The 21,092-nt window shown below is 73.9% G+C and carries 19 protein-coding genes; 12 read left to right on the top strand and 7 right to left on the bottom strand.

Annotated features, from left to right (window positions below):
* Nucleotides 1-74: 74 nt before the first annotated feature.
* On the top strand, nucleotides 75-803 hold the full coding sequence (locus AB0F71_RS08295) for an aminoacyl-tRNA hydrolase (RefSeq protein WP_360229838.1): 729 nt from the start codon (nucleotides 75-77) through the stop codon (nucleotides 801-803).
* Between the two features lie 157 nt (nucleotides 804-960).
* Here the strand turns inward: AB0F71_RS08295 and AB0F71_RS08290 are convergent, their stop codons facing one another.
* The 3 genes from AB0F71_RS08290 to AB0F71_RS08280 are packed head-to-tail and all read right to left on the bottom strand — an operon-like array spanning nucleotide 961 to nucleotide 3,394.
* Entirely contained in the window at nucleotides 961-1,707 is a 747-nt protein-coding gene (locus tag AB0F71_RS08290; RefSeq protein WP_360229836.1) for a hypothetical protein, read from the bottom strand.
* Nucleotides 1,708-1,730: 23 nt separating this feature from the next.
* Complete coding sequence (locus tag AB0F71_RS08285; protein WP_360229834.1) at nucleotides 1,731-2,480, bottom strand: hypothetical protein; 750 nt, start codon at nucleotides 2,478-2,480, stop codon at nucleotides 1,731-1,733.
* Nucleotides 2,477-3,394: an ATP-binding cassette domain-containing protein gene (locus tag AB0F71_RS08280; RefSeq protein ID WP_360229969.1), complete on the bottom strand. Its 918-nt coding sequence runs from the start codon at nucleotides 3,392-3,394 to the stop codon at nucleotides 2,477-2,479. The genes AB0F71_RS08285 and AB0F71_RS08280 overlap by 4 nt, the downstream gene beginning before the upstream one ends.
* A gap of 189 nt (nucleotides 3,395-3,583) precedes the next feature.
* Here AB0F71_RS08280 and AB0F71_RS08275 point away from each other — a divergent pair, with 189 nt between their 5' ends.
* Entirely contained in the window at nucleotides 3,584-4,819 is a 1,236-nt protein-coding gene (locus AB0F71_RS08275; protein ID WP_360229832.1) for a histidine kinase, read from the top strand.
* Between the two features lie 44 nt (nucleotides 4,820-4,863).
* Nucleotides 4,864-5,523, top strand: coding sequence for a response regulator transcription factor (locus tag AB0F71_RS08270; RefSeq protein ID WP_360229830.1), 660 nt, complete (start codon nucleotides 4,864-4,866; stop codon nucleotides 5,521-5,523).
* A 63-nt stretch (nucleotides 5,524-5,586) separates the two neighbouring features.
* On the opposite strand, the gene AB0F71_RS08265 is transcribed toward AB0F71_RS08270, so the two are convergent.
* The 3 genes from AB0F71_RS08265 to modA form a co-directional block, all read right to left on the bottom strand.
* Nucleotides 5,587-6,816, bottom strand: a complete 1,230-nt coding sequence (locus AB0F71_RS08265) for an ABC transporter ATP-binding protein (RefSeq protein ID WP_360229828.1) — start codon at nucleotides 6,814-6,816, stop codon at nucleotides 5,587-5,589.
* Nucleotides 6,813-7,628, bottom strand: coding sequence for an ABC transporter permease (locus tag AB0F71_RS08260; protein ID WP_360229967.1), 816 nt, complete (start codon nucleotides 7,626-7,628; stop codon nucleotides 6,813-6,815). The genes AB0F71_RS08265 and AB0F71_RS08260 overlap by 4 nt, the downstream gene beginning before the upstream one ends.
* 167 nt (nucleotides 7,629-7,795) lie before the next feature.
* Nucleotides 7,796-8,662, bottom strand: a complete 867-nt coding sequence (gene modA, locus AB0F71_RS08255; RefSeq protein ID WP_360229826.1) for a molybdate ABC transporter substrate-binding protein — start codon at nucleotides 8,660-8,662, stop codon at nucleotides 7,796-7,798.
* Between the two features lie 356 nt (nucleotides 8,663-9,018).
* Between modA and AB0F71_RS08250 the strand changes: the two genes are divergently transcribed.
* The 9 genes from AB0F71_RS08250 (at nucleotide 9,019) to AB0F71_RS08210 (ending at nucleotide 19,438) form a co-directional block, all read left to right on the top strand.
* Entirely contained in the window at nucleotides 9,019-10,086 is a 1,068-nt protein-coding gene (locus AB0F71_RS08250) for an RNA ligase (ATP) (protein ID WP_360229824.1), read from the top strand.
* A gap of 139 nt (nucleotides 10,087-10,225) precedes the next feature.
* Entirely contained in the window at nucleotides 10,226-11,590 is a 1,365-nt protein-coding gene (locus AB0F71_RS08245; RefSeq protein ID WP_360229822.1) for a cytochrome P450, read from the top strand.
* Between the two features lie 342 nt (nucleotides 11,591-11,932).
* Nucleotides 11,933-12,868 carry an MHYT domain-containing protein gene (locus AB0F71_RS08240; RefSeq protein WP_360229820.1) on the top strand — a complete coding sequence of 312 codons (936 nt, stop codon included), beginning with the start codon at nucleotides 11,933-11,935 and terminating at the stop codon, nucleotides 12,866-12,868.
* A 90-nt stretch (nucleotides 12,869-12,958) separates the two neighbouring features.
* Entirely contained in the window at nucleotides 12,959-15,754 is a 2,796-nt protein-coding gene (locus tag AB0F71_RS08235) for a nitrate- and nitrite sensing domain-containing protein (protein WP_360229818.1), read from the top strand.
* On the top strand, nucleotides 15,751-16,161 hold the full coding sequence (locus AB0F71_RS08230) for a roadblock/LC7 domain-containing protein (RefSeq protein WP_360229816.1): 411 nt from the start codon (nucleotides 15,751-15,753) through the stop codon (nucleotides 16,159-16,161). Before AB0F71_RS08235 ends, AB0F71_RS08230 begins: the two co-directional genes overlap by 4 nt.
* Nucleotides 16,162-16,262: 101 nt before the next feature.
* Nucleotides 16,263-16,673, top strand: coding sequence for a DUF742 domain-containing protein (locus AB0F71_RS08225; RefSeq protein WP_360229965.1), 411 nt, complete (start codon nucleotides 16,263-16,265; stop codon nucleotides 16,671-16,673).
* Between the two features lie 67 nt (nucleotides 16,674-16,740).
* Complete coding sequence (locus AB0F71_RS08220) at nucleotides 16,741-17,349, top strand: ATP/GTP-binding protein (protein ID WP_360229963.1); 609 nt, start codon at nucleotides 16,741-16,743, stop codon at nucleotides 17,347-17,349.
* 338 nt (nucleotides 17,350-17,687) lie between these two features.
* Complete coding sequence (locus AB0F71_RS08215) at nucleotides 17,688-18,296, top strand: RNA polymerase sigma factor (RefSeq protein ID WP_360229814.1); 609 nt, start codon at nucleotides 17,688-17,690, stop codon at nucleotides 18,294-18,296.
* A 176-nt stretch (nucleotides 18,297-18,472) separates the two neighbouring features.
* Nucleotides 18,473-19,438, top strand: a complete 966-nt coding sequence (locus AB0F71_RS08210; RefSeq protein ID WP_360229812.1) for a hypothetical protein — start codon at nucleotides 18,473-18,475, stop codon at nucleotides 19,436-19,438.
* A gap of 188 nt (nucleotides 19,439-19,626) precedes the next feature.
* Here AB0F71_RS08210 and AB0F71_RS08205 read toward each other — a convergent pair whose 3' ends face one another.
* Nucleotides 19,627-21,033 carry a cation:dicarboxylase symporter family transporter gene (locus AB0F71_RS08205; protein WP_360229810.1) on the bottom strand — a complete coding sequence of 469 codons (1,407 nt, stop codon included), beginning with the start codon at nucleotides 21,031-21,033 and terminating at the stop codon, nucleotides 19,627-19,629.
* Nucleotides 21,034-21,092 lie beyond the last annotated feature (59 nt).

Raw genomic sequence — 21,092 nt, 5'->3', positions numbered from 1 at the left:
CTGCGGGCGCGGGTGCGGTGCGAGGGCGCGGGGGCGGGCCGGGGCGGTGACGGCGGGGCTGGCATGCTGGACGGGTGACTTCTCCGTTCGATGCCCCGGCCCCTGCTCCCGCCCCCGGCGACCTTCCCGACCCCGAGGACCGCGACGCGCGGCCGCAGTACGTGCTGCCGCTGGTCGTCCGGCTGGAGAAGGCCACGCCGCCCGGGCGGACGGACGCGCTGGAGACCTCGGCACGGGCGGTGCTGACGCTGCTCGCCGACCCCCGGGTGACCGGGCCGGACGGGGAGTGGGCGGAGCAGGTCGAGGCCTGGGAGGACGCCCGGATCCGTAAGGTGGTCCGGCGCGCCCGGGGCGGGGAGTGGCGTCGGGCCGGGGAGTTGCCGGGGATCACGGTGCACGGGCGGGAGGCGGAGGTGCGGGTGTTCCCGCCGATCCCCTTGGACGGCTGGCCGAAGGAGCTCGCCAAGTTGCAGGTCTCCGGGACGGACCTGGAGGAGACCGCCGAGGTCGGCGCGCCCGAGCCGGGACTGCCGGTGCTGTGGCTCAACCCGGAGCTGGAGATGAGCGCGGGCAAGACCATGGCCCAGACCGGCCACGCGGCGCAGCTCGCCTGGTGGCGGCTGGACGATGCGCAGCGCAAGGAGTGGGCGGAGTCGGGCTTCGCGCTCGCCGTCCGCACGGCGGAGCCGGGGGCGTGGGAGGAACTGGTCCGCAGCGGGCTGCCGGTGGTCCGGGATGCGGGCTTCACCGAGATCGCCCCGGGGAGCTGCACGGTGATCGCGGAGCATCCGGCGCTGCGGTGACGGGGCGGGCCGGCGGCGAACGGATGTCGGATGACAGGTAACAGATAACAGCGAACAGATTTCGTAATCTGTTCGCTGTTATCTGTTACCTGTTTGTTGTCATCTGTTACCCGCCGCTGGCCCTGCCCTGCCCGCCCTCCTGCCGCCCGCCACCCCGCTACTCGCCCGAAGCCTGGTAGCGCCGCATCGCCCGTAGCCCGCCGTAGACGGCCGCGGCCGTCCAGAGCGCCATGATCAGCAGGCCCGTCCAGTGCCCGTAGTGGATGCCGGGCTCGGTCTGGGTGCGCATCGCGTAGAGGCCGGCCCGGTCGGGCAGGAACTGGCCGATCTCACGAACACCGGGAATCGCGGCCAGCCAGGTGGTGCCGAGGAACACCATCGGGGTGAGCAGGCCGAGCGCGGCGCTGAAGTTTCCCAGCATCGCGGTCAGTCCGAGGCAGATCAGCACCATCAGCGGGTGGTAGAGCACGCCGGCCAGGAAGCTGCGGGCCAGGCCCGGGGTGGAGAGGTCAAGGCCGGCGGTGGCGTCGAAGGCGAGGAAGGAGCCCGCCGTGGAGGCCAGCCCCACCAACAGGCCGAGCCCGGCGCCGAGTGCGAGCTTGGCAGCGTACAGCTCGCCGCGCCGGGGGACGGCGGTGAGCGAGGTGCCGATCATCCGGGTGTTGAACTCCTGCCCCATCAGCAGGATGCCGAGGCAGGCCACGGCCACGTGGCCGAACAGCAGGCCGTAGAAGATCCCGCCGGCCGGGTCCTCGCCGGGGACATGGTCCTTCGCCGCGTAGGCGGCGTTGACGGCCGCGGTCACCCCGACGGTGAGGACCACTGAGGTCAGCGGTGCCGCCCACTGCGAAGGCAGGGTGGTGAACTTGATCCGTTCGGCGCGCAGGGCGTTGCCGAGGCTCATCCTCATCTCTCCTTCGCTCACGGTCACTTGGTGCGCTCCCGCATCGCCCGCAGTCCGCCGTACGCGGCCAGCGCCGTCCAGAGCGCCATGATCGCCAGGCCGGTCCAGTGCCCGTACGCGAGCTGCGGGTCGTCGGCGTAGTGCAGCGCGTACTGGCCTGCCCGGTCGGGGAGGAACTGGGCCACCCGGCGCACCCCGGGCACGCCGACGAGCAGCGGCGAGAGCAGGAAGACGGTCGGCGTCAGCAGGCCCATGGCGGCGGTGAGATTGCCCAACAGTGCGGTCACCCCGAGGCAGAACACCACCAGCAGCGCCGGGTACAGCACTCCGGCGGTGGCCGCGCGGGCGAAGGCGGGGCCGTGCCAGTCGGCGGGCACGGTGGCCGCGTACCCGGCGTAGGAGCCCGCCGTGCCGAGCGCGCCCACGCCGAGGCCGATCAGGGCGCCCAACGCCAGCTTGGCGCCGTACAGTCGGCCGCGCGCGGGGACGGCGGCGAGGGAGACGTCGATCATCCGGGTGTTGAACTCCTGGCCGATCAGCAGGACACCGAAGGCGACCAGCGCCGCCTGGCCGAAGTTGAGTCCGTAGAAGATGCCGATGCCTGGGTCGTCGGTGATGCTGTGGTCCTTGTCGCCGAGTATCGCGCCGACGGCCGTGGTGGCGCCGACGGTGAGCAGCACGGAGAGCAACGGCGGGACCCAGAGCGAGCGGAGGGTGGTGAGTTTGACCCGCTCGGCCCGGAAGGCGTTGGCGGTGTACGGAACGGCACTCATGCGACGGCCTCCGCCCGGTACTCGACGCTGTCCGCGGTCATCCGCATGAACGCCTCCTCCAGCGAGTCCTGTTGGACCGCGATCTCGTACAGCACCACGCCGTTGGCGGCGGCCAGTGCGGCGATCCGCTCGGGTTCGGCGCCGGTCACCTCCCAGGCGCCGCCGTCGACTTCGACGGCGTCGAGGCCGTGGCCGGGCCCGCCGAGCAAAGCGGCCAGCTTGGCGGCGTCCACCGCCCGGACCCGGATCCTGGTGCGGCCGTGGCGGTCGATGAACTCGGCGGTGGCGGCGTCCGCGAGCAGGCGGCCGCGACCGATCACCACCAAGTGGTCGGCGGTGATGGCCATTTCGGTCATCAGGTGGGAGGAGACCAGTACCGCCCGTCCCTCGGCGGCCAGTTCGCGCAGCAGGGTGCGGATCCAGCGGATGCCCTCCGGGTCCAGGCCGTTGACCGGTTCGTCCAGGAGCAGCACCGGCGGGTCGCCGAGCAGTGCGGCGGCCACCCCGAGGCGCTGGCGCATACCGAGCGAGAAGCCCCGGATCCGCCGCCCGGCGGCCTCGGCCAGCCCGACCTGGGCGAGCACCTCGCCGACCCGTCGCGCCGGCAGGCCGTTGCTCGCGGCGAGCCAGCGCAGGTGGCCCTGCGCCGTCCGGCCGCCGTGCAGGGCCTGGGCGTCCAGCAGTGCGCCCACCTGCCGCAGCGGCTCGGCGAGTTCGGTGTACGGACGGCCGCCGACCAGGGCGTGCCCGGCGGTGGGGCGGTCCAGGCCGAGGACCAGCCGCATGGTGGTGCTCTTCCCGGCGCCGTTCGGGCCCAGGAAGCCGGTCACCACGCCGGGCCGGACCTCGAACGACAGGTCGTCGACTACCCGACGGCCGTCGTACTCCTTGGTCAGGCCCTGGATCTTGATCACGGCCGCTTTCCCCTCCTCGTCGCTGGTCACCGTCCGTGTTCCGGTCGGTGGCTCCATTCGACCGGAACGGGCTGGTGGGCGGATCCCGCCGCAGCGGGGATTCGTCTCCCTCCGGGGAGGGAGACGGCGGCAATCCGGCGGGGGAGCCGTGGCCGCCCGCTGAGCTGGCAGGATGGGGCGGTGCCACGAATGAACGCGTTCCGGAGCCGGGGCCGAGCGACCGCGATCCTCGCGCCGCTGGTGGCCGGTGCCACCTACGCCCGGCTGCTGCACCTGCTGGTGGGGTGGATCTTCGCGGGCGTCGTCCTGATGATCTACCCGGGGACGTACCAGCGGAGCCTCGGCTCGATCCTGACGGCGGCCGTCTCGCTGGACGTCGTCCTGCTCGGGCTGGTCGCCCTCGTCCCGGCGGCGCGCCGCGCCGAGGGCGTGCAGGCGCGACTGCTGCTGGTGCCCGACCGCGAGGAGGACATCGGCGTCGAGCCCTCCGGCACCTGGGCCGACCGGCGCCGTACGGCGGCCTGGTTGATCGGGCGGGTGGCGCTCGGTTCGGCGATCGGCTTCGCGACGGTCTTCGGCCTCGCTCCGGTCTTCGACCTGCTGACCGGTCCGCGCGGCTTCTGGTACCTCCCGCTCGCCCCGGTGCCGGCGCTCGGCTACGGCTGGCTGGTGGTCTGGGCGGGCCGCCTCCAACTCGCCATGGCCGTGAGGCTGCTGGGGCCGTCCCCGGCGGAGCGGCTGGCGGAGGCGGAGCTTCGGGCCGAACGGCTGCTGGAGCGCAACCGGTTGGCCCGCGAGCTGCACGACTCCATCGGCCACGCACTGACGGTGACGGTCCTCCAGGCGGGGGCGGCGCGCGAGGTCGGGGACCCGGCCTTCGCCGCCAAGGCGCTGGAGGTCATCGAGGAGACCGGGCGGCAGGCGATGGAGGACCTCGAACGCACCCTGGTCCTGCTGCGGGAGACCCCGGCAGGCGGCGCGGCGCGGAACGGGGCGGCCACCGAGCAGCCCGGTATCGACCAGCTGCCAGCGCTGTTCGACACCGCCCGCGCGGCCGGCAGCCCGGTCGAGGCGAGCATCGAGGTACCCGCCGGGGTGCTGCCCGGGGTGCTCTCGCGCGAGTCCTACCGGATCGTCCAGGAGGGCGTCACCAACGCGCTCAAGTACGCGCCCGGCCAGCTGGTCGATGTCCAGATCGCCGTTCGGGAGGGGCAGTTGGAGCTGCGCTGCGCCAACCGCCTGGTGGCGGCGCCGAGTCGGGGCGGTCCAGGCCGGGTCGGCGGTTCGCGCAAGGGCGGCAAGGGGCTGCGCGGCATCAGGGAACGGGCCGCGCTGCTCGGCGGCGAGGCCATGGTCGGGGCGGGCGGCGACGGGGGAGCGGAGTGGGTGCTCGACGTCCGGCTGCCCCTACGCTTGGGCTCGTGACGAATGATCTTGCAGGCGGAGGCGTCGGGGCCGGTGCGGCTGGGATGACCGACATCCTGCTCGCCGACGACGAGGAACTGGTCCGGGCCGGGATGCGGGCCGTACTGGAGGCCCAGGGCGACCTGCGGGTGGTCGGGGAGGCGGGCGACGGCGCGGAGGCTGTGTCCCTCGCTCGTGCGCTGCGCCCGAGAGTGGTGCTGATGGACGTCCGGATGCCCGTCATGGACGGCCTGGCGGCCACCCGCGAACTGCTGCGCCCTGGCCCGCCGGGGGAACGGCCGCCGAGGATCCTGGTCGTCACCACCTTCGAGAACGACGACTACGTCTACCAGGCGCTGCGCGCGGGCGCCGACGGCTTCCTGCTCAAGCGCAGCCGCCCGGCCGAGATCGTCCACGCGGTACGGCTGGCGGCGGCCGGCGAGTCGCTGCTGTTCCCGGCCGCGATCCGGCAGCTGGCCGCCGGGCACGGCAACCCGGCCGCCCGCGCGGCCATGGACCGGGCGGCGCTGACCGGGCGCGAGGCCGAGGTGCTGCGGATGATGGCGCGCGGGCTCAGCAACGGGGAGATCGCCGAGCAGCTGGTGCTCGGGGTACAGACGGTGAAGACGCACGTCAGCAGCGTGCTGGCGAAGCTGGGCGCGCGGGACCGTACCCAGGCGGTGATCGCCGCGTACGAGTCGGGGTTCGTCGAGCCGTCGGAGTAGGCGCGCTCGGGCGGGGTGTTGTCCGGCGGGCCGGGGCGGTACAGGGCGGCGGGTCAGGCCGGGTCAGGCCGGGTAGGCGTGGGTCTGGGTGGCCTTGACCGAGGCCCAGACCGGTGTTCCCGGTGCCAGCCCCAGTTCGGCGACGGCGGCCGGGGTGAGGTCGGCGGCCATCGGCAGGGTTCCGGCGAGTTCGGCGCGCACCTGGTCGCCGTGCAGGTCCAGGCCGGTGACCTCGGCCTGCCACAGGTTGCGGGCGCTGGACCGCGGCCGCTCCCGGTACAGGGTGACGGCGGCGGGCGGGAAGGCCACGAACGCCGGTCCGGACAGCTCCTCGGTGGTGGTCAGGACGGTGCCGTCCGGGAGGGTGACCAGGGTGCCCTCGGCCCGTCCCTGGTACAGGTTGAGGCCGACCAGGCGGGCGATGTAGTCGGTGCGCGGGCGCCGGGCGACCTCCGCCGGGCTGCCGGACTGCACCTCGCGGCCGTCCTCGATCACCACCAGCCGGTCGGCCAGCACCATCGCGTCCAGCGGGTCGTGCGTCACCAGCACCGCCACGGCCTCGAACTCGGCTAGGTGGCGCCGCAGTTGGGACCGTACGTCGAGCCGGGTGCGGGCGTCCAGGGCGGCCAGCGGCTCGTCCAGCAGGAGCAGCCGGGGGCGGACGGCCAGGGCCCGGGCCAGCGCCACCCGTTGGGCCTGGCCGCCGGAGAGCCGGCCGGGGTGCACCGAGGCGTGGCCCGCCAGGCCCATCCGTTCCAGCCAGGCCGCCGCCTCGGCCCTGGCCTCGCGCTTGGCGCGGCCCTGGCAGCGCGGGCCGAAGGCGACGTTGTCGAGCGCGCTGAGGTGGGGGAACAGCAGGTAGTCCTGGAACACCACGCCGACCGGTCGTCGCTCGGCGGGGGTGTGCAGGCGCCGGGCCGGTTCCTCCAGGACGTGGCCGTCCAGGCGAAGGTGGCCGCCGGTGAGCGGGAGCAGGCCGGCGAGGGCGCGCAGCGCGGTGGACTTGCCGGCGCCGTTCGGGCCGAGCAGGGCGATCACCTCGCCGGGGGCGGCGGTGAGCTCCAGGTCGAGGGCGAACGCGGCGCGGTCGACCCGCAGGCGGGCGTCGAGGGCGGCGGGCGCGGCCCCGACACCCGGTGCGGGGACGGGGACGGGGGCAGGGGCAGGGGCGGCGGTGGAGGGCGGTTCGGGGGGCATCGGTTCGGCCGTCCTGTCGGCGTCCTGGGTGTGGGGGCGTTCGTCCGGGGCCGGGGTCGGGGCCGAGGCCGGGTCTTGGTCCGGAGTCGGTGTCATGGGGTCGACATCCAGCGGTCGCGCAGGCCGACCAGGACGGCGACGGAGACCACCAGCAGCACCAGCGACAGCGCGATCGCCGCCTCCGGGTCGGACTCCATGGCCAGGTAGACGGCCAGCGGCATGGTCTGGGTGCGGCCCGGGAAGTTGCCCGCGAAGGTGATCGTCGCGCCGAACTCGCCGAGCGCCCGGGCCCAGGCCAGGACGGCTCCGGCGGCGATCCCGGGGGCGATCATCGGCAGGGTGACCCGGCGGAACGCGGTCAGCCGGGAGGCGCCCAGGGTCGCGGCCGCCTCCTCGAAGCGGGGATCGGCCGCCCGCAGCGCTCCCTCCACGCTGATCACCAGGAAGGGCATCGCCACGAAGGCCTCGGCGATCACCACCCCGGTGGTGGTGAAGGGCAGGGTGATGCCGAACGCCGAGTCCAGCCAGGAACCGACGATGCCGCGTCGGCCGAGCACCAGCAGCAGCGCCACACCGCCCACCACGGGGGGCAGCACCAGTGGCAAGGTGACCAGCGCCCGGATCACCCGCCGGCCGGGCAGCTCGGCGCGCGCGAGCAGCCAGGCCAGCGGGACCCCGAGGACCAGCGACACCGCGGTGGCGGCCGTCGCGCAGATCAGCGAGAGCCGCAGGGCGTCCCAGACGGCGGTGCTGGTCAGCTGCTCGGACAGGCCGCTCCACGGCGCCCGGACGAGCAGCCCGACCAGCGGCAGGATCAGGAACGCCAGGCCGAGCAGCGCCGGGAGCAGCAGCGTGACCGGGACGCGCTGTGCGCCGGGGCGGCGCGGGCCCCGGCGGCGGCCCGGCAGGGCGTTCGCGGGTCCTGCCGGTGCCGGGGCTGCGTCGTCCCGGGTGATGCCGGTACCGGTAGCGGTACCGGTGTCGGAGCTGGCGCCGGAGCCGGCGCCGGAGCCGATGCGGGAGCCCGTGCCGGAGCCGGAGTCCCGGTTGCGGTCGCTGCCGGTGGTGCGGTCCGTCACGGCGCCTGGAAGCCCGCCGCAGTCAGCACCTGCTTGGCCTCGGGCGACCGCACGTAGGCGACGAAGGCGGCCGCGCCGTCCTTGTTCGGCGCCTTGGCGAGTGCGGCGATCGGGTAGTCGTTCACGGCCTTGGCGGCCTCGGGGAAGTCCACGCCGTCGATCTTCGCAGCATCGGCCTGCACATCGGTCTTGTACACCAGCGAGGCGTCGACCTCGCCGAGCTCGACCTTGGTGAGCGCGCCCTTGACGTCCTGCTCCAGGGTCACCGGGGTGAGGTCGACGCCGGCGGCCTTCAACGCGGTGAGGGCGGCGGCACCACAGGGCACCTCCTTCGCGCAGAGCGCGACCTTCACGCCGGAACCGGTGAGGTCCTTGAGGCCCGCGAGGTGCTTGGGGTTGCCCTTGGGCACGGCGATGGCGAGGGTGTTCTTGACGAAGGTCGTCGGCTGGCCGCTCGCGCCGCCCGCGTCGGTGACCGTCTTCATGGTGGCCGGGCTGGCCGCGGCGAAGACGTCCGCCGGTGCACCGGAGTTGATGCTGGTGGCGAGGGCGGAGCTGCCGCCGAAGTTGAAGGTGACCTTGGTGCCCGGGTTGGCGGCCTCGAACTTCTTGCCGAGCTCGGTGAAGGTCTCCTTGAGGGAGGCGGCGGCGAACACGGTGATGGCGCCCTTCGCCTTCGGAGCGGTGGCTCCGTCGGTGCCCGCCGCGCCGGTGGCGCCGGTGGCGGCGGCGGTCGCGGCCGAGGAGGCGGAGCCGGAGGACTTGCCGCCGTCGCTGCCGCAGGCGGTGGCCCCGAGGCTGAGGACGAGGGCCGCAGTGGCGGCGACGGCGAGTCTGCGGGTGGGGGTGGTGCGAGTGCTCATCGGTGCTTCCCCTCCAGGGTTCGCGCCGGAAGGGGCGCGGAGGTGTGGCCGCAGGTGCGGCCATTACGGCGATCATAGTGCCGCAGATGCGAGCGATAAATCCTCTGTCACATCGCACAGCGGGAGTGGGGCGACGGTCTCGGGGCTGCTGTGCGAAGGCTCAAACGTGCACGGACGGTTCGGTCCGGAAGGGCGGCAGGTGGAAGGACGACCGGCGGAAGGGCGGCCGGTGGAAAACCCTTCGCATCCGGGCAGGTGGAACGGTCAGAGTGGGCGACAGCCCGTAGGCGCGGCCGACCGTCGGCCGCCCGGGCCCGATGGTCGATCCGAACGGATCAACGGGGAGGAGTCCGCCCATGTCCACGCTGCGCGTCACCGCCGAGAAGCTGGTCATCCTGGAGCACCCGAACGCCGACGCACTGGAGTTGGCCCAGGTCGGACTCTATCGCGCGGTGGTGGCCAAGGGCTCCTACCGGACCGGCGACCACGCCGTCTACATCCCCGAACAGGCTGTCCTGCCCGAGGAGTTGATCGAGGAGCTGGGGCTGACCGGCAAGCTGGCGGGCAGTGCGGCGAACCGGGTGAAGGCGGTACGGCTGCGCGGGGAGCTGTCCCAGGGCATCGTCTGCCGGCCCGGCGCGCTGGCCGGAACCGACCTGGCCGGGGCGGCCGAGCGGGGCGAGGACTTCGCCGAAGTGCTCGGGATCGTCAAGTGGCAGCCGCCGGTGCCGACCTCGATGAACGGTGAGGTCCTCAGCGCGCCCGACCTGCTGCCCTGGGTGGACATCGAGAACCTCAAGCGCCACCCCGACGTCTTCGGGCCCGGCGAGCCCGTGGTACTGACCGAGAAGCTGCACGGCAGCTGCTGCCTGGTCACCTACACCGCCGCCACCGGCGAGGTGCACGTCTCGTCCAAGGGGATCGGCGCGCAGGGGCTGGCGCTCGCCGAGGACGAGCGCAACCTGTACTGGCGGGCGGTGCGCGCGTACGACATCCCGGCGGCGGCGGCCCGGTTGGCCGAACGGCTGGGTGCCGAGCGGGTCGGTATCTTCGGCGAGGTGTTCGGCGAGGGCGTGCAGGACCTGACGTACGGCGCCTCCGCGCGTACCGAGCGCCCCGGGTACGCGGCCTTCGACGTGTCGGCCGTGCTGGACGGGCAGTTGACCTGGCTGTCGGCCGCCGAACTCATGGACGGCGAACTGCCGTTGGTGACCGAACTGTGGCGCGGGCCGTTCGACACCGCGACGGTGCTGGCGCATGCGCAGGGCAAGGAGGCGCACTCCGGGCGTGAACTCCACCTGCGTGAGGGCGTGGTGGTCCGGCCGGTGGTCGAGCGCTGGAGCCCGGTGCTCGGCGGGCGGGCGATCGCCAAGGTGGTCAGCGACGCCTACCTGACCCGCAAGGGTGGCACCGAGTACGAGTGATACGAGTGAGCGGACCGGGCCGGCGGCGTGGGTCGGCGGCCCGGTCCTTTCGCGTGGCTTCCTCGGCTGAATACCCGTCAGTAAGGTTGAAGGGTCAGCGAGCGCGCGTCAGCGCCGAGGAAGCCCAGAAGGAGTGCCGATGGCCACCGCAGCCGCCATACCCGGACCGGCCGGGAACCCCCTGGTCGGGTCGCTCTTCGACCTCACCCGCCGTCCGCTGCGCACCTACCTCGCGGCCCGGCGGGACCACGGCGACGTGGTGCGCATGGTGGCCGGGCCGCCCGGGCTGCGCGTCGAGTTCTACGGGGTGTTCTCGCCGGAGGGCGCCCACCAGGTGCTGGGCAGCGAGGCGGCGAACTTCCGCAAGGAGAACAGCTTCTACGACGAACTGCGGACCAGTGTCGGCAACGGCCTGCTGACCAGCCAGGACGAGGTCTACCAGCGTCAGCGCCGACTGGTCCAGCCGCTGTTCACCCGTCGCCGGGTCGACGGCTACGCGGAGGCGCTCGCCCAGGAGGCGCAGGCGCTCGCCGAGCGCTGGCGGGCGGTGCCGGGCGGGGTGGTGGACGCCGCGGAGGAGATGTCGCGGTTCGCGCTGCGGGCCGTCGCCCGGATCCTCTTCGGCGCCGACGTGGAGGAAGCGGTGGAGGTGGTGAACCGCAGCTTCCCGGTGCTCGGCGAGTACATCAAGGAGCGAGGCTTCGCGCCGGTCCGGTTCCCGCGCACCTGGCCGACGCCGGGCAACCGGCGCGGCCTGGAGGCGCAGCGGGCGCTCTACGAGGTCTGCGACCGGATCATCGCGGAGCGGGCGGCGCGCGGGGGCGGTGACGAGGAGGCGGACGACCTGCTGACGCTGCTCGGGCGGGCGCGCGGCGAGGACGGCGAGCGGCTGGATCCGGCCGAACTCCGGGACCAGGTCCTGGTGTTCCTGCTCGCGGGGCACGAGACCACGGCCACCTCGCTGGCCTTCGCCCTGCACCTGCTGGCCAAGCACCCGGAGCAGCGCAAGCTCGCCCAGGAGGAGGCGCGGACCGTTCTGGCCGGGCGGGCGCCGACGGCGGCGGACCTGGAGCGGTTGCCGTACCTCACCCGGGTGATCAAGGAGGCGATGCGGCTCTTTCCGGCGGCGTCGCTGATCGGGCGGCGGGCGGTCGAGGAGACGGTCATCGACGGGTACGTGATCCCGGCGGGGGCACAGGTCGTGGTCGCGCCGCTGGTCACCCAGCGGCACCCGGACCACTGGGCCGAGCCCGAGCGCTTCGACCCGGACCGGTTCCTGCCGGAGGAGGAGAAGGCGCGGCACCGCTACGCATGGTTCCCGTTCGGCGGCGGGCCGCGGGCCTGCATCGGGCAGCACTTCTCGATGCTGGAGTCGGTGCTGACCCTCGGGGTGCTGCTGCGGGACTTCGACCTGGAGGTGGTGGACCGGCGGGTGGCGCTCGTGCAGGGGATCACGCTCCGGGCGGCGAGCGCGATGCGGGTGCGGGTCACGGCGCAGGGCTGACGGCGTCGGGCTGACGGGTTTCAGAGTTCAACTTTCAGAAGACAGATAACAGATTTCAACATCTGTTATCTGTCTTTTGTTCGTTGTCAGTCGCCCGAGTGTCGCTGGGCACAGGACCGGGCCATTCGAACACGGCGCCCGCGCCGCGCGTGCAGCTTTTCAGATCTTCGTCTGGCTGATTCCAGCCGCTCGATAGCGTCCCACGCACCCCAGGCCGGAAGCGCACATGCGACGGGCATATGCCGCACATGCCCATGTGCCCGTCGGATGCAGTCCGCCCGGCCGGGGGTGCCCGGGAGTACCGCATTCCGCCCCGGGCCCGACCGGTCGACCGGAGGTCCCATGGGAGCCCTCAACCAGTTCAGCTTCGGCTGGCTGACCCCCGTCCTTTCCTACGCGATGGCCTGCGCCGGTGCCGCCCTCGGGCTGCGCTGCACCCTGCGCGGCCTGGCCGCCACGGGCGCCGCCCGCCGGAACTGGCTGCTCACCGCAGCCGCCGCGATCGGCTCCGGGATCTGGACCATGCACTTCGTCGCCATGTTCGGCTTCGCCGTCGACGGAACCGAACTGCGCTACAGCGTGCCGCTCACGGTGCTGAGCCTGCTGGTCGCCGTACTGGTCACCGGCCTCGGCCTGACCGTGGTCTGCTACGGCCGGCACCGCGGCCTCGCTCTGCTGGGCGGCGGCTGCACCACCGGCGTCGGCGTCGCCGCGATGCACTACCTCGGCATGGCCGCCGTCCGGATGCACGGCGGGCTGCGCTACGACGGCGGGACGGTCGCGCTCTCCGTCCTGGTCGCGGTCGGTGCCGCCACCGCCGCGCTCTGGGCCGCCGTCACCGTCCGCAACGGGTACGCCGCGGCCGCCGCCTCGCTGGGCATGGGCCTGGCCGTCAGCTGCATGCACTACACGGGCATGGCGGCCGTCCACGTCCAACTGGATTCCGCCCGGACCGGGTTGGGCGGGGTCAGCCCGATGGAGTTCGTCTTCCCGCTCGCCGTCGGCCTCGGCTCGTTCCTCTTCCTGGCCTCCGCCTTCGTCGCGCTCTCCCCGACCACCCAGGAGCGGGCCGGCGATCTGACAGCGGGGGAGCTGGCGATCGAGGAGTTCGCCGACCCCGCCGCCCGGCCCGGCGCCGAGTCGGGCGCTGCGCCCTCGGGCACCGCGCTCACAAGCCTGTACGGCCCTGCCGCGGGCGGTTTCGACCCGGCCGGCCCTGCCCCGGCCGGCCCTGCCCCGGCCGGGCGGGATCCGTACGGCCGGGACCGCGCGGCCTGAGCCCGCTTGTGCCGCCTGAGCCCGTCCGTGCCGCCCGAGGCTGTTCGTGCCGCCCGAGCCCCGTCGCCCTTGCCCGAAAGGCCCCCGTCCATGCGAGAAGTCCGTGGCACCACCCCTGGCGCCCGCCGGGGTGCCCACGCCGGACCGCCCGCCCGCTCGTCGCGCCCCGGCCCCCGACTGCGCGGGCCGTTCGGACTGCGGGGGCTGCGTCCCCGGAGCGTGCGCGCCCGGATCATCGCCCTGTTGATGGTCCCGGTCGTCTCCGTCATCGCCCTCTGGGGCTTCGCCACCGTCACCACCGCCCAGGGCGTCTGGGACCTGCTGCGCCTGCGCGACGCCCAGCGCAGCCTGCTCACCCCCGTCGCCGACACCGTCGCCGGCCTGCAGGCCGAACGCGCCGCCGCCGGACAGTTGTTGGCCGGTCCGGGCCTCGTCCCGGGGACGGTGCCCGCCGCAGGGCGGGAGAGTGCCGTGCGCGAGGCTGCCGCCGCCACCGACCGGGCGCTCACCCCGCTGTTCCCCGACCCGCGCCGCCCCGGCCGGGGCTACAACCGGGCCGACGCCCAGGGCCTCGGCGCCGACGCCGCCGCCCGCCTGGACGACCTCGGCACCGCGCTTGCCGCCCTGCCCGAACTGCGCGGCAGGGTGCTCACCCGGAGCGTGGGCTGGTCCGAGGCGTACGCCGCGTACGGGACGGCCGTGGACCGGGCGCTGGCCGTGTCCGGTGCCGTCGCCGCGCCGCGCGACGGCCACCCCGGGGCCGACTCGCGGGTGCTGCCGGAGCTGGACCGCACCCGCGAACTCCTCTCCCGTGAGGACGCGTTGCTGCGGTCCGCCGAACTCTCTGGCGGGCTCGGTGACGACCAGCTGCGGGAGTTCTCCGGTGCGGCCTTTGCCCGTCGCGCGTTCGAGCAGGGCGCGGCCGCCGGTCTCGGCCAGGCAGACCGGGAGGCACTGCTCGCCGTCACCGACGGCCCTGACCACCGGGAACTGGTGGGTTACGAGGAGGAGGTCCGTACCGCCGCCGACGGCCGGTCGGCCGTCGCCGCGGTGCCGGCGGACCGGTGGGCGGCGGTGGCCGGGAACGTCGCCGCCGGGCTGCGCGATGTTGCGGACCGGACCGGTCGGCTCGCCGCAGAACAGCAGAACCCTTACGCACTGGGCCTGTTCACCCCGTCCGGGATCGCCGTACTGCTCGGGCTGCTCGGGGTGGTCGCCTCGCTGGTGATCTCGGTGCAGATCGGCCGCGGCCTGGTAACCGAGCTGACCGGCCTGCGTGACACGGCACTTGACCTTGCCTGGCGCGAACTCCCGTCCACTATGCGGAAGTTGCGTGCTGGCGAGGAGGTGGACATCGAATCCGAGGCGCCCCGGCCGGTGGGCCGCGACGACGAGATCGGCCAGGTGCACCGGGCGCTCGGTGCCGTGCAGCGGGCAGCTGTCACGGCGGCGGTGGAACGGGCCGAGGTGCTGTCGGGAGTGTCCGGGGTGTTCGTCAACCTCGCGCGCCGCAGCCAGGTCCTGGTGCACCGCCAACTCACCTTGCTGGACAGCATGGAGCGCCGCACCGAGGACCCGTCCGAGCTCGCCGACCTGTTCCGGCTGGACCACCTGACCACCCGGATGCGCCGCCACGCCGAGGGCCTGATCATCCTCTCCGGTGCGGCTCCCGGCCGGGCCTGGCGGCGGCCCGTGCCGCTGGTGGACGTGGTGCTGGCGGCCGTCTCGGAGGTCGAGGAGTACGCCCGGGTCGAGGTGCACCCACTGCCGCGCGCCGCCGTCGTCGGCCACGCCGTCGCCGACCTCACCCACCTGGTGGCCGAACTGGTCGAGAACGCCACCGGGTTCTCCCCGCCGCACACCAGGGTGCACATCCGCGGTGAACAGGTCGGCAACGGCTACGCGTTGGAGATCGAGGACCGCGGTCTCGGGATGGGTCCGGCCGCGCTGGCCGCCGCCAACCGGCGGATCGCCGCGGCCGAACAGACCGACCTGTTCGACAGCGACCGGCTCGGCCTGTTCGTGGTCAGCCGGCTCGCCCGGCGGCACGACGTCCGGGTCTCCCTGGTGACCTCCGCGTACGGCGGCACCACCGCGGTGGTGCTGCTGCCCGCCGGGCTGCTGGCCGACGAGCGGGGGGACCACCCGGGACAAGGCCACGAGCCGGTACCGGAGTTGGACATCACGCCGGAGCCGGCGCCCGAGTGGGTGCCGGATCCGGCCGGGGACGGAGCGGAACCCGCCCTCCCGGGCAGCGGGGTGGCGGGGACAGAGCTTCCGGCGGCGGGTGGGCCGCTGCCGGAGGGCGGGGCGCTGCTGCCGTTCGGAGTCCGGGGCGTCGACCCCGGGCCGACGCACCGCACCCCCTTCCGGGCCTCCGGCGCCCGGACGGCCGGACCGGCTGCGGACGGGGGCCCGGGCGCGGCCTCCCGTCCGCAGCCCGGTCCGCCGCAGCCCCAGCACGGCGCCTCCGCACCGTCGGCGGGCGCATTGCCGAGCGGGCCGCAGGGCGAGGTGCCGGGCGAGCGCGGATCGGTGGACGGTCCGGAGGAGTTGCCGCGCCGGGTGCGCCGGGCGAATCTTGCCCCGCAGCTGCGGGAGGCGCCCGCCGCCGCCCCGTACGGCCGCCGCGGAGTCACCACCGGAGTCACCGCCGGAGCCGGGGGCGGAATCGGTACGGGGCCGGTGGCCCGCAGTCCGGAGGAGGCGCGGGCGGCGATGGCGGCCTTCCAGCACGGCTGGGCGCGCGGCCGGCGGCCCGAAGTCCGGCCCGGCACCTCGCCCGGCACCTCGCCCGGCACCCCGCCCGACGCCCGGCCGGAAGCCCGGCCGGGCTTCCGGCCCGGAGCGAGACCCGACACCCGAACCGAAGGAGACCGGTCGTGATCGGCACCACCCACCGCGCGGGGGAACTGAGCTGGCTCCTCGACGAGTTGGTCCAGCGCGCCCCCGAGGTCCGCTTCACCGTGATGCTCTCCGCCGACGGCCTGGCCATGGGCAGTTCGGCCGGTCTGGCCCGGGAGGACGGCGAGCACCTGGCGGCCGTCGCGGCCGGGTTCCACAGCCTCGCCAAGGGTGCCGGGCGGCACTTCGGTGCGGGCGAAGTCCGGCAGACCATGGTCGAGTTGGAGGGCGGCTACCTGCTGGTCGCGGCGGCCGGGGAGGGTACCTGCCTGGCCGTGTTCGCCACCGCGCGGGCCGATCTCGGGCTGGTCGCCTACGAGATGGCCAGACTGGTCCGCCGGGTCGGTGAGCACCTGAGCGCCCCGCCCCGCACGGTGCACGGAGGGTGAGCTCGGTGCCCCAGCCGGACCGCCCGGACCACCGGGCGGAGCACGCCTTCCACCCGTACCACCAGCGACATCCGGAGCACCCGAGGGCCGACCCCGACCGGCTGCCCCGGAACCCGCTCGCCGCCGCCCACCGGGCCCACTGGTACGACGACGAGGCCGGGCCGCTGGTCCGCCCGTACGCCATGACCAGGGGCCGGACCGGGAGCGGTGAGCAGCAGTTCGACCTGATCGCCGTGGTGGTGTCCGAGCTGCCCGACCCGGCGCTCGCACCGGACGCGGCCGAGCTGCCGATCGGTCCGGAGCAGGCGCGGATCCTCCGCCGGTGCCTGGGCACACCGCTGTCCGTGGCCGAGCTCGCCGCCGACCTCGACCTGCCGGTGGGCGTCGTGCGGGTGCTGCTCGGCGATCTGCTGGCGGCCGGGCTCATCCGGGTCAACCGCCCTGTGCCGCCCGCACTGCTCCCCGACGAACGCATCCTCCAGGAGGTCATCCATGGGCTCCGTGCACTCTGACCAGCCGTCCGGCCGTCATCACCCCGCCGGTCCGGGCCGCCCGATCAGCCGGTGGCCGTCCACCCCGGTGGGTCCGGTGGACCAGTCCGACTCCGTGCTCGCGCTCAAGATCCTGGTGGCGGGCGGGTTCGGGGTCGGCAAGACGACGCTGGTCGGCGCGGTCAGCGAGATTCGTCCGCTGCGCACCGAGGAGCGGCTCACCGAGGCCGGGCGCGGGGTGGACGACCTGGACGGGGTGGAGCGCAAGTCCAGCACCACGGTGGCGATGGACTTCGGCCGGATCACCATCCGCGAGGGCCTGGCCGTCTACCTGTTCGGAACCCCGGGGCAGGACCGGTTCTGGTTCCTCTGGGACGAGTTGGCCCAGGGAGCGCTCGGTGCGGTGGTGCTCGCCGACACCCGTCGGCTGACCGACTGCTTCCCCGCCGTGGACTTCTTCGAGCACCGCGGCATCCCCTTCGTCGTCGCGGTGAACCGGTTCGCCGGAACGCGCGAGTACGGCCCGGAGGAGGTCGCCCGCGCGCTGGACCTGGACCCCGGTACGCCGGTGCTGCTCTGCGACGCCCGGCAGCGAGCCTCCGGCAAGGAGGTGCTGATCAACCTGGTCGAGCACGCCGGCCGGGTGCACGCCGCCCGGCTGCTGGCAGAGGTCTCGCCGGCGGCGACCGGCGGCTGACGGAGGCTGGACGGGATGGCGGACGGGAGAAGACGGAAGACGGCGAACGGATGGCAGGGAACAGGTGACAGATGACAACGAACAGAAAACAGATGACAGCTGACGGATAACAGATTTTGAAATCTGTTATCCGTCAGCTGTCAGTGGTCATGCCCCCGGCTGGCGCGGTGGTGGGGAGGGTGAACGCCCGCTCCGTTCGGCCGATGACGAGTTGCACACGAATGACTGCGCAGGGCGAGAGGACGGCTTATGATGTGACCTGTGTCACAACATGTCCGGTAGGGGTGGGAAACGGCCCCAACTGGGCGTTCGGGGTGCCGATTTCCGGGGAGAACGGCATGGCGGAATGCAACGAGCGGTGTGCGGGCGGACCGCGCAAGGACTTCGGCCCGGGGCCGACGGAAGGCCAACCGGCGGACCGGTCGGCGGACTTCAACCGGTTGTTCACCGAACTGCTGCCCAGACTCCAGCAGGCGGCGGCGATGCTCGCCGGGAGCCCGCTCGCCGCCGGTGACGTCGTCCACGACGCGTACCTGCGGATCGCCCGCCGCCCGGAGCGCTTCCTCAGCCACCCGCAGCCGTACGCCTACGTGTTCACCACGATGACGAACATCCTGCGCGACCAGTGGCGCCGGGAGCGCCGCCGGGCGGCGCTGCGCGAGTTCCCGGAGTCGGCCGAGGCCGCGGGACACGGGCGGGCGGCGGCGTTCGGCCCGTCGCCCGGTGGGATGGCCGAGTTGCAGGCGCGCTGGGAGGTGGTCCGCCTGCTCGGCTTCCTGACCGTCAAGCAGGCCCGCGCCGTGGTGCTGGTGGACCTCGACGGCTACTCCGTCGACGAGGCCGCCGAGTTGCTCGGCCTGCACCGCAGCACCCTGGCCGTCACCCGCCGCCGCGCCCACGGCCGGTTGCGCGCCGTCCTGGAGCACGAGCGCCGACAGGACCCCTGACGGCCCGGCCGCCCGCCGAGGCCGCCGCTCGCCGAGTCCGAGCGCTGAGTCCGAGCGCTGAGTCCGAGTGCCGAGGCAGCCTGCCAGCGCAGCCCCCCGACGCACCGAGCCGCCCCGACGCACCGAGCCGACGGCAAGTCGGCTGATGCGCCACCCCGGCCCGTACGCTGAAAATCGTGATCACGTACGAGGACCACAGCGTCCGCGCCCTGGCCGAGGACGGTCGCTGGCCCGAGCTGCTCGCCGCCTACCGGCAGGGCCGGGCGGCCGCCGTCGTGCAGGCCGGTGAGCGGGCCGCGGTGGCCCTGACCGCGCCGCTCGGCCATCTGATCGCCTACGCGGCGCCGCCCGAGCTGGCCGTCCGGCTGTTCGACACGGACGGTGGCGCGGGGACCTCCGCCGGGGTGGCGGACCACGACGCCGGTCCGCTGTGGGAGGTGCTGGCGACCCGCCACTCCTGGCTGCGGCTGGCCCCGCTGCTCGGTCCGGCCCCGGTGCGCCGCCTGGTGGCGCACACCCGGGTGCTGCTCGGCGAGGACCTCTCCTACGGTGCCGAGCCCGACCCCGAGGGCGTGCCGCTGCGCCTGGAGCCCTGGGAGAAGGCGGGCTGGGACGAGGCCGCCCGGGTGCGCGAGTACCTGCCCGGCGGGGGAGCGCGCAGCGCGGTGCTGACCCTGCCGGCCAGCCGGGAGGGCCTGGGCCAGGTCGACCTGCCGAGGTCGTCGGCCCGGCCGGGCGGTCAGCGGGTCACCCGGGGCCTGGCGGAGCTCGCCGCGCTGGCGCCCTGGGCGGAGGTGGTCTGCGTCCGCGGTCCGGCCCCGTCGGCGGCCGCAGTGCTGGCCCGGGGCCGGCGGGTGCTCGGCGGGTTCCTGCCGTTCGCGCTCGCCTACCCGGCGCTCGTGCAGGCCGCCGCGGTGGGCCGGACGCACGGTTGCGCCCACGGGCGGCTGAGGCTCTGGCGGGCGCTGGGCGCGATGGCCGGGGCGGACGGTCCGAACCGCCGGGAGGTGGACGCCCTGGTGGCCCGGATGCGCTGCTTCACCTGGCATGAGCCGGCCGCCGGGCTGCGCCATCTGCACGTGGCGCTGGAGGACCCGGCCAGCGGGGTGGCCTGGGCGGTCAGCGGCTCGCAGGAGTTCTGACAGGAGTTCTGGCGGGAGTTCTGGAGATCTGGAGTTCTGGCGGAAGTTCCGACAGGGCCCCTGTCAGGAGTCCCGAGCGGATCCGCGAGCGCCGGCCCGGTACGGGCGCCGCCGGAAATGGGAAGCCCCCGGTCCGGCGCCGTTTCCGGGGATGGTGGTGGCGCCGGACCGGGGAGTCGTGGGAGTGCTCAGACGGTGGCTGCCGTCGTGGCTGCCGTCGTGGCCGCCGTCACGGGCGCCACGGGGACGGCCTCCGGTTCGGGGGCGGCGCTGCCGTGGCCGTCGACCAGGGTCAGCTCGTCGAAGGGCAGCTCGCCGTCCAGCACGCGGCGGGCGCGCTCGGCGTCCAGCTCGCCGGTCCAGTGCCCGATCAGCACGGTCGCGACGGCGTTACCCGCGAAGTTGGTGAGGGCGCGGGCCTCGGACATGAACCGGTCGATGCCGACGATCAGGCCGACCCCGTCCACCAGTGCGGGCTTGTGCGACTGCAGTCCGCCCGCGAGGGTGGCCAGCCCGGCGCCGGTGACCCCGGCCGCGCCCTTGCTGGCGATCACCATGAAGACCAGGAGCGAGAGCTGTTCGCCGATCGACATCGGCTTGTCCATCGCCTCGGAGATGAAGATCGAGGACATGGTGAGGTAGATCGCGGTGCCGTCGAGGTTGAAGCTGTAGCCGGTCGGCACGGTGATGCCGACGACCGGGCGGCTGACGCCCAGGTGCTCCATCTTGGCGATCAGGCGGGGCAGCGCGCTCTCGGAGGAGGAGGTCGAGAGGATCAGCAGGAACTCGCGCCCGAGGTACTTGAGCAGCGCGAACACGTTGACCCCGGCGACCAGGCGCAGCAGGGCCCCGAGCACCACGACGACGAACAGCGCGCAGGTGACGTAGAAGCCGATCATGATCACGGCGAGGCTCTTCAGCGCGTCGACGCCGGTCGCCCCGACCACCGCCGCCATCGCCCCGAAGGCGCCGATCGGCGCGACCCACATGATCATCGACATGATCCGGAACACCAGCCGCTGCAGGTGCTCGACGCCGCGCAGCACCGGGGCGCCGACCGGTCCCATCGCCTGGAGGGCGAAGCCGGCCAGCAGTGCGACCAGCAGGGTCTGCAGCACCTTGCCCTGGGTGAGGGCCGAGAACAGGGTGTCGGGGATCATCCCGAGCAGGAAGTCGGTGGTCGACTGGGCGCCGCCGGCGGTCGCCTGGGCGTGGCCGGACTTGGCGAGCGCGGCGGTCAGGTGCAGGCCGCCGCCGGGCTCCAGCAGGTTGCCGACGACCATGCCGATGGCCAGGGCGATGGTCGACATGGCGAGGAAGTAGCCGATGGCGAGGCCGCCGACCTTGCCGACCTTCGCGGCCTTGGTGACCGAGCCGATGCCCAGCACGATGGTGCAGAAGATGACCGGGCTGATCATCATCTTGATCAGGTTGACGAACCCGGTGCCGATCGGCTTCAGCTCGACGGCGAAGCCGGGGGCGGCCAGCCCGACCACCACGCCCGCGACCACCGCGGCGATCACGGTGAGGTAGAGGTAGTGGGTCCGGTCCTTGCGTCTGGGTCCCCCCGCCGTGGCGGTCTCGGTGGTCGACATCTGCGGCTCCTTCGCCCTGCAGTCCTGGCGGCCCCGGGTGGTGGGCCGATCCGACTATG

Source organism: Kitasatospora sp. NPDC028055, assembly GCF_040637885.1.
Classification (GTDB): Bacteria; Actinomycetota; Actinomycetes; order Streptomycetales; family Streptomycetaceae; genus Kitasatospora.
The sequence above is the reverse complement of the archived record's forward strand: the minus strand, read 5'-3'. Positions and strand labels throughout refer to the sequence as shown.

What these genes read in the sequence shown, in the direction of transcription:
- AB0F71_RS08270 (WP_360229830.1), top strand. Translation starts at nt 4,864, where the DNA reads ATGACCGACATCCTGCTCGCCGACGACGAGGAACTGGTCCGGGCCGGG.
- AB0F71_RS08240 (WP_360229820.1), top strand. Translation starts at nt 11,933, where the DNA reads ATGGGAGCCCTCAACCAGTTCAGCTTCGGCTGGCTGACCCCCGTCCTT.
- AB0F71_RS08205 (WP_360229810.1), bottom strand. Translation starts at nt 21,033, where the DNA reads ATGTCGACCACCGAGACCGCCACGGCGGGGGGACCCAGACGCAAGGAC.
- AB0F71_RS08290 (WP_360229836.1), bottom strand. Translation starts at nt 1,707, where the DNA reads ATGAGCCTCGGCAACGCCCTGCGCGCCGAACGGATCAAGTTCACCACC.
- modA (WP_360229826.1), bottom strand. Translation starts at nt 8,662, where the DNA reads ATGAGCACTCGCACCACCCCCACCCGCAGACTCGCCGTCGCCGCCACT.
- AB0F71_RS08275 (WP_360229832.1), top strand. Translation starts at nt 3,584, where the DNA reads ATGAACGCGTTCCGGAGCCGGGGCCGAGCGACCGCGATCCTCGCGCCG.
- AB0F71_RS08235 (WP_360229818.1), top strand. Translation starts at nt 12,959, where the DNA reads ATGCGAGAAGTCCGTGGCACCACCCCTGGCGCCCGCCGGGGTGCCCAC.
- AB0F71_RS08245 (WP_360229822.1), top strand. Translation starts at nt 10,226, where the DNA reads ATGGCCACCGCAGCCGCCATACCCGGACCGGCCGGGAACCCCCTGGTC.
- AB0F71_RS08265 (WP_360229828.1), bottom strand. Translation starts at nt 6,816, where the DNA reads ATGACACCGACTCCGGACCAAGACCCGGCCTCGGCCCCGACCCCGGCC.
- AB0F71_RS08285 (WP_360229834.1), bottom strand. Translation starts at nt 2,480, where the DNA reads ATGAGTGCCGTTCCGTACACCGCCAACGCCTTCCGGGCCGAGCGGGTC.
- AB0F71_RS08215 (WP_360229814.1), top strand. Translation starts at nt 17,688, where the DNA reads ATGGCGGAATGCAACGAGCGGTGTGCGGGCGGACCGCGCAAGGACTTC.
- AB0F71_RS08250 (WP_360229824.1), top strand. Translation starts at nt 9,019, where the DNA reads ATGTCCACGCTGCGCGTCACCGCCGAGAAGCTGGTCATCCTGGAGCAC.